This window comes from Microcystis sp. M090S1 (genome assembly GCF_020246295.1).
GTDB lineage: Bacteria > Cyanobacteriota > Cyanobacteriia > Cyanobacteriales > Microcystaceae > Microcystis > Microcystis aeruginosa.
On the sequence record NZ_JADBTF010000223.1, the window covers coordinates 1 to 12,643 of the forward strand.

The following is a 12,643-nucleotide window of genomic DNA, read 5'->3' on the forward strand; positions in this document are numbered from 1 at the left end:
AAGAAAAAAGAAAAACTAAGTAAAGAGCAAAAAAAAGCCAATCGTCAGTTATCACAACGGCGCATAGTTATAGAACATATTCATCGTCGTCTCAAAATATTTCGGATACTTTCATCAAGATACAGAAATCGCAGACGGAGATTTGGTATGAGATTGAATTTGATTGCTGGTATCTACAATTACGAACTTCGTTACCGACAAAAGGATATATCTTGATTACTTTTGCAAGAGATCTAATAAGACAACCTGCAAAAAGAATGATTGCGATTACAGTTTTACTAGACTTGATTGTGACCACAGACGCAAACTGTATAGCTCCAACAAAAACAATAAAAATTAATGCTAAAACAAAAAGGAATATATTGCTTTGATAAGTTGTATATAAATGAAATACCATTATCCCAACAATAACAAGTTCAAGGAGCCATAAAACAGGATGTACTTTAGCTGGTATCTCCTCTTTTTTAAAGCTGACAATTTCATCTGTCTTGAGTGTTTTATTCGCTAAATAAACATTTCGGTCTGTCACTTTAAGTCCAGATTCATTGAAGTAAACCTCTTCTTGATCTTTCATTTTTTAATTCCTCCTCAAGAATTAATTGTTAATGTCAAAAGTATAGAATTGTCTTCTTGTACTTCTTCGCTTTCAATAACAAGGTTTCGCTCTTTAGCTCTTTGTTTCAGTGATTCGAGAGTTTCCTTTTGGATTTGAAGCTTGTAATCTTCATCAATGGTTGATAAGCTGTTGTAAATTAACTTCAGTTCTTTGGCGTTAACTTCAACAAAAAACGAACCATCATCGGAAGGAAAAAAGCACAAGGAGGTTGGACCAACATTACAAATCAACTCGCCATTTATTGTTTCTTTGGGAAGCATACCAAACTTTATTAAGGTTTGACGTAACAGATTTTTATCTCGAAAGTTTGTAGGAAATACTTCAGATTTTGTTGATTCCACCAGTTCAATCGTTTTAGCTGATTTAACTGATTGACTGGTGGAATCATTAGTAGCATAAAAAATTTGACGACCAGCACGCTTTTCTACAGCCTTAATAAAGCGATTAAGTACATCATCTGGAGTAGATTTTCTAAACACAGCAACCCATTGGCCATCTATTAAATCCCAGAAAAAGAAATCTTTTTCTCCTTGTAGATGGGTTTTATAACTACTTCCCCACTTTTCTGCATCGTAACCAGCACCTATAACAAAACGTTCTAGTTCATTACCATCCTTGAAATTAGTGGGAACTTTATTTTGTGAAGAAGCTGCCCATTCTTCTAATTTATCTTTGCCAACTATTGCTCTTAAAGCTAAAGCAACTGGAAGTAATAAAAGACTGATAGACATAAAATTATTTCTCCTTTAGAAATCAATAGTTCTGCCGCCTCGTGACACCCGAACGTCAACATCAGCTTTTTCGATTTTTTGGTCGTAACCTGATCTGTCTTGGTTGCTGGTTGCTGCTACAGCCCTCACGTTTGCCCATTCTCGGATAGCATGAATTTGTTCAGCTTGTGTGACTGAAAGTGGTACAGTGTTTTTTATGGCTAGGGAAAAATCATCAGATTCGATACTACGATTCTCAGCAAATGCTTCAAATAGGGCTGAGATTACCGCTTGTTCAACTTCCGCACCCACAAAACCTTCAGTTATCTGAGCTAAACTAACTAGAAAATTTTCGTTTAGCTGTAGATTGCCACACACTTCAGGCTCTTGTAAACGTTTGTTTAGATGAACACGAAAAATCTCCTTTCTTTCATGTAAAGTGGGCAAATCGACAAAGAAAATTTCGTCAAAACGACCTTTTCTAAGTAGTTCAGGTGGCAAACTGTGTATATTATTGGCGGTCGCTGCTACAAAAACAGGTTTTGTTTTCTCTTGCATCCAAGTCAGAAAAGTACCAAAAACACGAGTAGAAGTGCCACCATCTCCGCCAGAACCAGAAACACTACTGAATCCCTTTTCTATCTCATCAATCCAGAGAATACAAGGAGCGATTGCCTCAGCAGTTTTGATAGCTTGACGCATATTCTCTTCACTGCTGCCAACTAAACCACTGAAAACTTTACCCATATCTAGGCGCAGTAATGGCAATTGCCACATAGCACTAATCGCTTTAACAATTAAACTTTTTCCACAGCCAGGGACACCTGTAATCAATACGCCTTTTGGTGGAGGAATATGATAAAGCTGTGCTGATTCCTGCCAAGATTTGTTACGCTTACTAAGCCAGCGTTTTAAATTTTCGAGTCCTCCTACATCCTCTAGATTGATGGTACTTTTAATAAATTCTAAAATGCCTGTTTTTCTGATAATTTGCTGTTTTTCTTCAAGTATAATCTCAATGTCTGAAATGTCGAGTCTTCCGCCTTCGACCATTGCACGAGCAAAAGCATTTTCCGCTTCCTGTAAAGTCAAACCTAATGCTGCTTTTGCTAAACGTTCAGTTTCCTCGTCGTTAAGCTCAATAATAATTTTGCCACTTTGCCGATTTGCTGTAATCATCTCCTCTAAAACAGCCTTAATTTCCTCAAAAGATGGCAACTCAAAGTCAACAATTGTGACCTCTTTCTGTAATTCATTGGGCAAAACAACTGTAGGAGCAATAAAAACAACATTTTTCGGCTTACTGCTGCGTCTTAATCTAGCAGAAAGATCGCGTAGTTTGCGGATAATCTGGTAATCGGGCGTTTTACCTCGTTCACCAAAGTACACATGGAAATCTACTAGGATAAAGATAGCAGGCTCGGCATAGTTATCTATGAACTCAAGAGCTTTAATTGGTTCTAATAGTTTGCTCTGTGTATTGGTTTCAGCTTGACTAGATTGTTTATTATCCGCTGTCATCCCTGTTGTCAACTTCCACACAAAACAATTCCGAGTTGTGCGAATTTTGCTGGCCTCAGTAGCAACCGAGCGAAGGATATTAATCACTCTTTCTTCTTCCCAAGTTGGGATATACAAATAGGGAAACCTTGCTCTGAAAAGATTTCCTACTAGAATACTGAATTTGTTGGCATCGTGTGTTTGCATATCGGTTTGGATTTTAGCTTTTGCCCTTTACGCTTTAATTTCTACGACTCTCTTGAATTTCGTGTGATCAGCCTTATGGATACTTTCTATGGTATAAACTTGGGACTTTCCCCGATGCAGATTTTTTTTGAAAAGCTGTAAGTCTTTGTGGGATAAGGCATTGCGTCGCTAAGACTCTAGTTCAACTTCGGGACACTTAAGGATATAGCCAATTTTCAGGATAATTTACCTTAAGTTCCCAAAATCTAGTATTTATCGGCAACCTATTGAGCTAGACTTCACACCGCAAACGCTTCCTTTTGTTTATGAAAAATCTGGTCAGCGTTGTGGTACTGATGCTTAATCATCCACTGCTCCAGTTCAATGAGATACCATTGACCGGCAAATGTTCCATATTTTAAGCAAACTTTTTCATTATCGTGTAGAGTGTGCTTAAACCCAAAACGTTCTTTATACAGTGCTTCAATGGTTTCGTCCCCTTTTGGATAAGTCGTGTAGGAAATTTCAGTGTGAGCAATATCATGTTTGTAAGTCAAGATAGCTCGAATCAATTGCTGATAAACAAGATAACTTGTTCCTTTTTTGCCAGTTCCCTTTTCATCATACAGAGAGAGACTTTCTCCGATGCTTGTTACATTTTTGGGTAACATCAAATGCTTTCCTGTGTGTTTTCCTTCACAAAATGTTGCCAGTTGACAAGGCAAATAGTAGCCATATTCAGGCAGAGAATAGGTATAACGTGCAACACCGATTACCTGCGAGGGATTCTGTTCAGGATAGGCTAGAAAAATAACCGATTGGTGAGTAAATAAATCGTCGATTTCTCTGCAATAATTTTGTGACTCAGGATAGCGATTCTTGAGAAATAAGAAATAGGATTCAATTTCTGCCGGTGTTTCCGCTTCCTTGACCAGATAACCTTTGACCTTTGGCACATCAAAAGAAAGTAAGGCTCTTTTGCTAAGAATCCAGCAGTTGCCAATGTTATTTAACACAATAAATCCAGCACAAGAAAACAGAATCTTCACATATTGCTCAATATTGGGGGTTTGGGATATATCATAGACAAAGAGAAGACCGTTATCCTGTAACATTCTTCGGACAGTCCTTAAAGTGAATAGGGGATCTTTTTGGGTGTAATTTGTGGTCTTTAGCGTTGCAAATGTTTGTGCCGTTGAATCCTTTTCCTCGTTTGGTTTTAAATCAAGCCAACAAGAAAGTTGCTCATAGTGACGCTCTGGTATTTGACCGCTCAATAAGTGATTGACATCAACTCCATCCGACGACAGTAGCCGCACCGATGTAGATGATAATGAGATAAACTGTTTACCATTGGTTTGGTTGATTATTTGAGAAATAGCCATTTTGCTACCCTTAAGAAGAGGACAACGAGCAATGAGGCTCTCTTCATTGGGAGTAAAGCGATAGAAATCCTTAGATTTCTACAGAGAAGCAAGCAAAACGATTATTTTTGGGCGCAAAAAGCAAAAGAAGCTGGAATTAGAAAGAATTAGAAAGCTTGAATGGCTTTCTATACCTATAATTGAGCAAATAGCTGATATGTACTTAGTCACATTGAGAGAAAGTTTTTCAAAAAATGAGAATTTCTGGGGATAATTGATCAACAATAGAGAAATAAACTTATGTAGATTGAATAGAGAGCAATGAAGTTAAAACTCTCCGTAGCGGGACTTGAGCAAGTCAAAAACCGATGGGCGCAAAAACAAAAAGAAGGCTGGACTAGAAAATACTTATGCACCGAGGCTAGTCAATTTTCCAAACCCGATGGGAATTGGGAGGAAATTTCAAATGACCCAGCCCACACTTATTACTCTTATTACGCCGACAACTGCTCACTGGAGACTTTAGATCATTTTTTGAGGGGTAAAACCATTCAATCGGAAGGTTTTTTTGCCTTTTGTCGAGCTTTGAACATCGACCCTTCAAAAGTCGCAGATCTAGATAATCTTTTGCAAAAACTGACTCAAGATATCGAGCCTATCTGGGTGGGGCGAGAGTCTCTTCAAAGTGATTTACTGGAAAAACTAAGAGGCGATTGTCGCATTGTCGTAATTACGGGAATAACAGGTATTGGAAAAACTGCCCTCGCCTACAAATTGGCCTTAGCTTTATGTCAAGAAGGGTTTCCTCCTGAACTGCCTATTGATTTTGATGGGTTTAATCAACGGGAGGATCAACAGTCACAATCAGAAGCACAAAACTTTATCAGCACAGCTATTGATTTACTCAATCGTGGCGATGAACCTGTTACGGCAAAACAAGCAAAAAACCCAGAACAATTATTAACTCAACTGGTTAATCATCTGAGCAATAATCGTCGATTAATTTGGTTTGATTCAATGGAAAATCTTTTACAAGGAGAACAACAAGATGGCAGTAATCGCTTTAAAGACCCCCTCTGGCGAGTCTTTTTTCAAAAAATATTAGAAGCCGAAGATTGTCAGACTCGAATTGTGATAACTTCGCAGGATAAGCCTGAAGATTTTGAAACTTTTAGTCAAGATCAATATTGGCATATTCAGCCATTAATGGGATTAGAAGATCAGGAAAGTTTACAGTTATTTGAACGCTTATTTCAACAAGCAGAAGTCGAATTAATTCTTCATGGACGTAACCTTGCTTACCTTAAAGAGATCGGAAAACTTTATGAAGGACATCCTCTCGCTATCCGCTTAATTTCTGGTGATATTATTGAGAGATTAAATGGAAATATCGGCACTTATTATGAGGAGAATAAATCCCGATTTCGACGATTAAGAGAAATGATTGATGAAGCTCAAAAAGCTAATCCTGATGATTATTACAAAGTTAACTTAATGACCAAACAATTACGAAAACAACTGTTAGAGGAGGAAGTCGAAAGAACAATAGAGCGACTTGAAAACACTTTTAAAACTGCTTATTTATTGCTTATCTATGGCTCCACTTATTCATCTTTTGAATTTAAAAATGCGTGGTTTGAAAATCTTCAATTATTTTCAGAATACGAGGAACAAGATTTAGACCTAGCTCTTTTTACCTTGTTTAACCGTTATTTAGTAGAAACTCAAAAACAACTGGGATATGAACCACATATCAAACAGCACAGCTTAATTCGCAATGTTGCTTTCAAGCATCTAGTATCTACCCAAAGAAAAGAAGGAAAACCAAATCATGAATGATTTTCAATCTCCTCAATTAAGAGTCAAAGAACGTCTCACAAGTATCGATTTTACTGTTTTTGGAGAACTCGCTCAAGTTAAACAAAAAGGGGAAATTTTAGGGGCGACAGGGAGTCATTTTGAAAAAGCACATTTTGGCGCATTTATCTGGCATTTAATTGGTTATGAACGCCATATTAAGGATAAAATGGGACAGCAGCTCTCTATTCAAGAACGGGCAAGTCGTTATGTGGAAGCATTTCTCTGTCTGTGTCGATTAGGTTGGTATAAAGAAGCTAAATCTTTATTTTCTTTACCCTTAGAAATTCATGATCCAACTTCTTTACCTTTGCACAAACAATTACTCATCTGGGGACGCTATGAAGAGGGCATAAAACTGTGTAAAGAATTATTAGGAAATCTTGACAATGAAACCGATTTTCTCTGTTTAAGTGAACTTGGTTATATGTATCGAGAATTAGGACAATTAGACCAAGCAAAAAATTATGCGGAGAAACTGTTATCCTTAGCCGAGCAATTAAATAATCCTCTTTGGAAAGCAAGAGGCAAAGTAAATATAGCAACAATTGATGGAATAAAAGGTGAATATTTAAGCGCTGAAATAGGACTGAATGAAGTTTTAAATCTAGCCGAGATTATTCCCGATTGTGACGAAAAATTTGAGATTATTAATGTTGCTTATTTAAATCTGGGTAATTGTTATGGTTATCAGGGAAAAGTTGACCAGACTATTGCTTGTTTAGAAAAATACTTAAAATGGGCAGAAAAAATTAAAAATCTTATTTATCAAGCAATAGCTTTACGAAATTTAGGAGAAGCACACCGGCGAATCAATGATTTGAATCAAGCTATCGATTATACTCAAAGAAGTCTTAACTTATCTGAGCAAATAACCGATGAAGCAGGAATTATTTTGTCTTTGGGAAATTTAGCCTCAATTTATGGGCAACAAGCAAATTTTCAGGAGTCTGAAAAATACTTTAAGCAACAAAAGAAAAAAGCTTTAGCTATTTCAGATGTGGCGAGTGTTGCCCATGCTTGTGCTGGATTAGGAGAAATTTATAGTATCACTCGAAAGGATGATCTAGCCTATCAATATCTTAATCAAGCTTTAGATATTGCCCTCGATATTGGAGAAAGATATATAGAACTAGAGACTTTAATTGTTTTGGCAGAATTTGAAGAAAAAACCCATGATCTTAAATCAGCTATTAATCACTGGCAACGAGCTTTACATCTTTCTGAAAAATTAAATATGCTCTCCCATAAAGAGAACTGTGAACAAAACCTAGAAAGGTTGTTAAACCCCAACTAAGTTGAGACTGAGTAACGCACAGAAAACGGGTTTCTCGGAGAAACCCGTTTTCTACTCATGCAAAAGAGATGTCTATTGAAACAATCTGAATTTCCCTGACTCGGTGCATTGGTTTGGTTGGCTTTTCGGTGGTGATTAGTTCATCAGCTTGAATTTGCAGCGCAGCAGCAACATGAAGTGCATCCATCGCCGCTAAACCGTAAGTGCCAGCAATTTCATGACTCACTGCATCCTCCTCGACGTGCAGCAAGTTCTTGTTCTATTTCGTCTTCATTGAGCAGTTGCAATCCAGCCGAAATTGCCCGATGTCGGATTTCCCATAACTTTTTGCTTAATGGTGTTTGGGGAATAAATTTAGCTTCTGGTGTTGTTTGTGACTCAGATTTAAGTATTTGAACAAATTGCCAAACTTTTTGTTGCTTTTCCGGGGTCAATTCTCGCCATTGTTCAAGTAGTTCCTCTTCTTTACCCATAAATACCTCGCTCTTAAATTACGCATTCCTCGAATCGTTGGCTGTCCAAGACATATTTGTGGATTAACTTTCGGCTCTTGTAGTAGATATGTATGGGTAGTTCAGGTGTTTTAGGTGGGAATTGGTTCACCCGGCCGCAAACTAGACCATTTACCGGTTTCGCGTAAAAAGCTTTCACAACCCACCACATCCCACTCCATTTCGATATAATCTTCCTTGGTGCGAATGTTAACGTTAATAGAAGGGTTCTTCGCTTCAAAGTCCGGTGTCTCGGTGAGATGACGTTCCTGATGTTGTGTTTCTACGGCATGATAGGTGAAACAGCGATCAACAAAATAGCAGTTAATACAAATACACATAGGTTTAACTCTATAAGTCTTTTCCGTTAATCTAGCTCAGTCTCTCCCCAAATAGGGCCGGTAAAAATTATATTTTTGTAAATTTATCTTCTCGATGTCTTGTCAAAAAAACCTAGATAGTTTAGTTAAAGAAGTTTTTGCGATTAATCAGCAAGAATTGCCAGAAAATGCTTATTTAGTCGGTGGTGCTGTGCGAGACGCTTTATTAAACCGTCAGAAAGACTATATTGACCTAGATTTTGTGGTTCCCGAAAAAGCGATCGAAATTGCTCAAACTATTGCCCATCAGTATAAAGCCGGTTTTGTGGTTTTAGATGCCGTTCGTCAAATTGCTCGCGTCGTTTTTCCGCAGGGGACTCTTGATTTCGCACAACAGGAGGGAGAATCTCTAGAAATAGACCTAAAAAGACGGGATTTCACCGTTAATGCTCTCGCTTATAATCTCCACACCCAAGAAATTTTCGATCCTTTAGGGGGATTAAAAGATTTAGGCTGCCAATCTCTGCGGATGATTTCCCGCGAAAATCTCCAAGATGATCCCCTAAGATTATTAAGGGCCTATCGACAAGCGGCTCAATTGGACTTTGAAATCGAACCCCATACCCGTGCAACTATTCGTTCTCTTGCCCCTTTATTGCACCGTGTAGCCGCCGAAAGGGTACAATCCGAGTTGAATTACCTTTTGCTCAATTCCCGTGGCAATAAATGGCTAAAAAGTGCCTGGGAAGATGGCTTATTATCTCTCTGGTTGCGTCGGATTACCCCCGCAAAAATGGAGCGAGTTATGGGGGTGGAAGCGGCAGCGGGATTTTTAGAATCTTTGTTACCAGAAAAATTTATCTTTTCCCCTTCTCAGTTACAGTTGACAAAATTGGCTCTATTGGTATCGGATATTTTGGCAGAAGCGGAAAAAGAGTTAATCGATCTTAAGTATTCCAGGGGGGAAATTCGCACGGTAATCACGGTGATTAAGTGTTTACCTCCTCTCAAGGAGCCAGATAATTTGAGTGTGCGGGAACAGTATTTTATTTATCTAAATACGGGAAAAGTATTTCCTATCTTTGCCCTTTTTGCTTTATCAATGGGGATTAACAAAAATATCGTCGCTTCTCTGTTGACTTCCTATCTCGATCCTGATAATATTATCGCCCATCCCCGACCTTTATTAAGGGGCGATGATTTAATTAACCATTTACACCTGAAACCTAGTCCGATTATTGGTAAGTTATTAACCGAGGTACAAATTGCCCAAATTGAGGGCCAAGTCACAGTTTTTCAAGAAGCGATCGATTTTGCTAAAAAGTTATTATAAGTGGTTGGTTATAATTAAATTAAAAATGGATTTTAGGTTCGATCCCCCCTGCCCCCCTTGATAAGGGGGGTGCCGATAGGCGGGGGGATCTACCCTTGATAAGGGGGGTGCCGATAGGCGGGGGGATCTACCCTTGATAAGGGGGGTGTCTGACAACTTTTAACGCCTACCTACTTAGCAATTGTTCACAGTTTGGAGAGTTTTGTATGTTAATCAGAGTTTTAGATTCGGATTGAGTCTCAGGGTTTTGACTTATCCAAAACTCAGATTATCCAAAACTCAGATTTATTTAGTTTTAAGCTGTGAAGATTGGGGAGCGTTTTCTCCTTAGATTAAAACACGACCATTTTATTGTACTCCCTTCGATTGATTCAAGAGATTTTGGTAACATTCGGTCGGGGTACGGTAAGATAAATATTTAAAGGGAGTCTGATTAATTATTTCTGCAAATCTTTCGTTGTCAACCGCATTGTACTGATCTAATTTAGCGATTAAATTCTTCATATTATTCATGGAGCTTACCAGACTCCTATTCTCGGATTTGAGATAATGAATTTCAGGGGAATCGCCCTCATGCCGATCAATGGTGGTAATTTGAGCGATAATTCCCTTAATTCCCTGCTTGTACGAAGAAATTAAGGTGTATAAACTCTTTTCCTGAGTAATGAGAAAAATACCTCTCTTCCTGAGATCGAGGACATCAATTCGCCAAGCATTATTATCGGCGATAAAATCTTCTCTTGACTGCACTTCTCGTTGAAGTCTTTCGGCCGCTTTGCTTGATAAAATCAGATTCATCTCTAAAAATAAAGTTAATTATTTAATATTATAAACCAACTAGATTTTTGGTTCTTCGTTACTTGGTATGGTTCGATCGGGTGGCATAAATCGACTACATCCTTATCTGGCAAGAGATTTAATTGATTAGTTCGCTCTAGATCGAAAACAATTAACAAAAATCGCCAAATGTCTTTCTCTATAAGAGTTTAATTCCTTATAACCCTGTACATTGCATAAGACAAACCGAAGAACCCTAATTAGGGTTTGGATTCGACCCTTGTTATCAGGGAGCAATGTTACGGGAAAAAACCGAGTTAAATCCCAAAATTAGGCGTTTTTATCGACAAAATTGTCGAATCGAATTTTAAACAAAAACACGATGCTGCAGAGAAGGCATTTGTCGTCGCACCTGTTGCAGACGTTGGGGATTAATTTCGGCAATTGCCACTCCCGCTTCTTCCCCCGCATCGGCTAAAACCACACCCCAAGGATCGATAATCATAGCGTGACCGTGGGTGTAACGGCGTTCGTAATTATTGCCCGTTTGAGCGGGAGCTATTATATAACAAGTATTCTCGATCGCTCGCGCTTGTAACAAAACTTTCCAATGATCTTTGCCGGTAAAAGCCGTAAAGGCCGCGGGTACAAATAAAACATCGGCTCCTTGCTGCGATAAATAGCGATAGAGTTCGGGAAAACGCACATCATAGCAAATCGAGAGGCCGATTTTTCCCAAGCTATCGGAGCCATAAATCGGCGGTAAATCGATTCCTGCCATGACTGTACTCGATTCCTGATAGGTGTTACCATCCGGGACATTGACATCAAAGAGATGGACTTTTTGATAACGGGCTAATTCCGCACCGTTGCCATCGACTAAAATAGCGGTATTATAAGCCTTATCGGGAATACCCGTCACCGGCACGGGAAAACCACCCCCTAAAATGGTCACTTGAAACCGTTGGGCCATGGTGCGGAGGAATTTATCGGCTTTGAGGGCAATAGTCTCGGACTGGGCGATTTTATCGGTTTCTGCCCCCATAAAAGCGAAATTCTCTGGTAAACCGATTAATTCCGCCCCTTTACCCACGGCAAGTTCGATCAATTCTTCAGCGGCAGCGAGATTTTTCTCTAAATCTGGCTGACTGGTCATTTGAATGGCGGCGGCGAGATAGGATTTCATGGGGGTTGAAGCTCTAGAGTCAGATAATCTCTGTAAAATTAATCATAACCTTCGATTATATCCAATTTCAGATATTTTGTCACCCCATGAGTAAAATTGTTTTCTGTGACTTTGATGGCACTATCACCGCCGTGGAAACTTTTGCGGGTATGCTCAAAGAATTCGCCCCCGATTTATCAGCCCAAATTATGCCCCAAATGTACGCCCGCACTCTGACTCTGCGCCGGGGTGTCCGTCAACTGCTAGAGTCGATACCGAGCCAAAAATACGCCGATATTCTCGCCTATGCCGAAAGCAAGCCAATTCGCCCCGGATTAGCCGAATTCCTCGCTTTTTTACAGGAGCAATCCATCCCTTTTATTATTATCTCCGGTGGTATCCAAGGCATGATTGAAACGGTCTTAAAACGGGAGGGACTATTAGATAAGGTAACGGCAATTTATGGGGTAAATCTTCATACTCAGGGGGAATATCTGCAAGTTCATTCCGATTGGGAAAATGAGACAGAATTAGTGGCTAAAGCCTTGATTATGTCCAAATATTCAGGAGTAGAAACTATTGCGATCGGTGATTCCGTTACCGATATTACCATGGCTAGAAGGGCCGATCTAGTTTTTGCTAGGGATCGTTTAATCGATTATCTGCAAGCGGAAAATCAACCCTATATTCCTTGGGATAACTTTTTTGAGATTCGCGAATATCTGTTATTGAGAGATTAGGGATTGGCTGTTAAGTAGCTGGTTGTAATTAAATTAAACATAGATTTTAGGTTCGATCCCCCCTGCCCCCCTTAATAAGCTTCTCTTGGGGGTTTTTTAGGTAGAAAAGGCGACGGTGAACCTAGTGTTAAAACTATTTGGTTAGGACTGGGAAGGTTAGATGATATCAGCCAGACTTGGAAACTATCTGATCAAATTAGTTCCCCCATAGAACCCCCTTGAGCAATCTTGCACACTTTTCTCTTTTTGTCAAATTTTATGTTAAGAAAGATGCGACTAATGGATAG

13 protein-coding genes and 1 pseudogene are annotated in these 12,643 nt (G+C 39.0%); 6 read left to right on the plus strand and 8 right to left on the minus strand.

Features of this window, described 5'->3' with window-relative positions; translation table 11 throughout:
- A partial coding sequence (locus IM477_RS10050) for a transposase family protein (protein ID WP_287731592.1) occupies nucleotides 1–216 on the plus strand: 216 nt, incomplete at its 5' end.
- Between the two features lie 372 nt (nucleotides 217–588).
- On the opposite strand, the gene IM477_RS10055 is transcribed toward IM477_RS10050, so the two are convergent.
- The 3 genes from IM477_RS10055 to IM477_RS10065 form a co-directional block, all read right to left on the minus strand.
- Nucleotides 589–1,347 (minus strand): hypothetical protein, encoded by a 759-nt coding sequence (locus IM477_RS10055; protein ID WP_287731593.1) that lies wholly within the window; start codon nucleotides 1,345–1,347, stop codon nucleotides 589–591.
- Between the two features lie 15 nt (nucleotides 1,348–1,362).
- Complete coding sequence (locus tag IM477_RS10060; protein WP_287731594.1) at nucleotides 1,363–3,033, minus strand: Ycf46 family AAA ATPase; 1,671 nt, start codon at nucleotides 3,031–3,033, stop codon at nucleotides 1,363–1,365.
- 278 nt (nucleotides 3,034–3,311) lie between these two features.
- Entirely contained in the window at nucleotides 3,312–4,397 is a 1,086-nt protein-coding gene (locus IM477_RS10065) for a hypothetical protein (RefSeq protein WP_287731595.1), read from the minus strand.
- A gap of 300 nt (nucleotides 4,398–4,697) precedes the next feature.
- On the opposite strand from IM477_RS10065, the gene IM477_RS10070 reads away from it, so the two are divergent.
- Together IM477_RS10070 and IM477_RS10075 are read left to right on the plus strand one after the other, a co-directional pair.
- A complete protein-coding gene (locus IM477_RS10070; protein ID WP_287731596.1) occupies nucleotides 4,698–6,215 on the plus strand; it encodes an ATP-binding protein in 1,518 nt (505 codons plus the stop codon).
- Nucleotides 6,208–7,530, plus strand: coding sequence for a tetratricopeptide repeat protein (locus IM477_RS10075; protein WP_287731597.1), 1,323 nt, complete (start codon nucleotides 6,208–6,210; stop codon nucleotides 7,528–7,530). Before IM477_RS10070 ends, IM477_RS10075 begins: the two co-directional genes overlap by 8 nt.
- A gap of 55 nt (nucleotides 7,531–7,585) precedes the next feature.
- Here IM477_RS10075 and IM477_RS10080 read toward each other — a convergent pair whose 3' ends face one another.
- The 3 genes from IM477_RS10080 to IM477_RS10090 all read right to left on the minus strand — a co-directional run bounded on the left by IM477_RS10080 (nucleotide 7,586) and on the right by IM477_RS10090 (nucleotide 8,362).
- Nucleotides 7,586–7,780, minus strand: a complete 195-nt coding sequence (locus IM477_RS10080) for a PIN domain-containing protein (protein ID WP_052276200.1) — start codon at nucleotides 7,778–7,780, stop codon at nucleotides 7,586–7,588.
- Entirely contained in the window at nucleotides 7,746–8,003 is a 258-nt protein-coding gene (locus tag IM477_RS10085; RefSeq protein ID WP_287731598.1) for a hypothetical protein, read from the minus strand. The genes IM477_RS10080 and IM477_RS10085 overlap by 35 nt, the downstream gene beginning before the upstream one ends.
- Nucleotides 8,004–8,113: 110 nt before the next feature.
- Complete coding sequence (locus IM477_RS10090; RefSeq protein WP_287731599.1) at nucleotides 8,114–8,362, minus strand: Ycf34 family protein; 249 nt, start codon at nucleotides 8,360–8,362, stop codon at nucleotides 8,114–8,116.
- 94 nt (nucleotides 8,363–8,456) lie between these two features.
- Between IM477_RS10090 and IM477_RS10095 the strand changes: the two genes are divergently transcribed.
- Entirely contained in the window at nucleotides 8,457–9,674 is a 1,218-nt protein-coding gene (locus tag IM477_RS10095; protein WP_287731600.1) for a tRNA nucleotidyltransferase/poly(A) polymerase-related protein, read from the plus strand.
- Between the two features lie 348 nt (nucleotides 9,675–10,022).
- On the opposite strand, the gene IM477_RS10100 is transcribed toward IM477_RS10095, so the two are convergent.
- Nucleotides 10,023–10,472, minus strand: coding sequence for a DUF6933 domain-containing protein (locus IM477_RS10100; protein WP_046662100.1), 450 nt, complete (start codon nucleotides 10,470–10,472; stop codon nucleotides 10,023–10,025).
- A gap of 346 nt (nucleotides 10,473–10,818) precedes the next feature.
- A complete protein-coding gene (locus IM477_RS10105) occupies nucleotides 10,819–11,637 on the minus strand; it encodes a carbon-nitrogen hydrolase family protein (RefSeq protein ID WP_287727099.1) in 819 nt (272 codons plus the stop codon).
- 86 nt (nucleotides 11,638–11,723) lie between these two features.
- Between IM477_RS10105 and IM477_RS10110 the strand changes: the two genes are divergently transcribed.
- A complete protein-coding gene (locus tag IM477_RS10110) occupies nucleotides 11,724–12,356 on the plus strand; it encodes an HAD-IB family phosphatase (RefSeq protein ID WP_130756513.1) in 633 nt (210 codons plus the stop codon).
- A 78-nt stretch (nucleotides 12,357–12,434) separates the two neighbouring features.
- Nucleotides 12,435–12,578, plus strand: a pseudogene (locus IM477_RS10115) (IS4 family transposase); the annotation flags it as partial.
- Nucleotides 12,579–12,643 lie beyond the last annotated feature (65 nt).

Bases quoted from the DNA above. Each gene is read 5' to 3' on its own strand.
- IM477_RS10090 (WP_287731599.1), bottom strand. From the start codon at position 8,362: ATGTGTATTTGTATTAACTGCTATTTTGTTGATCGCTGTTTCACCTAT.
- IM477_RS10105 (WP_287727099.1), bottom strand. From the start codon at position 11,637: ATGAAATCCTATCTCGCCGCCGCCATTCAAATGACCAGTCAGCCAGAT.
- IM477_RS10065 (WP_287731595.1), bottom strand. From the start codon at position 4,397: ATGGCTATTTCTCAAATAATCAACCAAACCAATGGTAAACAGTTTATC.
- IM477_RS10110 (WP_130756513.1), top strand. From the start codon at position 11,724: ATGAGTAAAATTGTTTTCTGTGACTTTGATGGCACTATCACCGCCGTG.
- IM477_RS10100 (WP_046662100.1), bottom strand. From the start codon at position 10,472: ATGAATCTGATTTTATCAAGCAAAGCGGCCGAAAGACTTCAACGAGAA.
- IM477_RS10095 (WP_287731600.1), top strand. From the start codon at position 8,457: ATGTCTTGTCAAAAAAACCTAGATAGTTTAGTTAAAGAAGTTTTTGCG.
- IM477_RS10055 (WP_287731593.1), bottom strand. From the start codon at position 1,347: ATGTCTATCAGTCTTTTATTACTTCCAGTTGCTTTAGCTTTAAGAGCA.
- IM477_RS10075 (WP_287731597.1), top strand. From the start codon at position 6,208: ATGAATGATTTTCAATCTCCTCAATTAAGAGTCAAAGAACGTCTCACA.
- IM477_RS10070 (WP_287731596.1), top strand. From the start codon at position 4,698: ATGAAGTTAAAACTCTCCGTAGCGGGACTTGAGCAAGTCAAAAACCGA.
- IM477_RS10060 (WP_287731594.1), bottom strand. From the start codon at position 3,033: ATGCAAACACACGATGCCAACAAATTCAGTATTCTAGTAGGAAATCTT.
- IM477_RS10085 (WP_287731598.1), bottom strand. From the start codon at position 8,003: ATGGGTAAAGAAGAGGAACTACTTGAACAATGGCGAGAATTGACCCCG.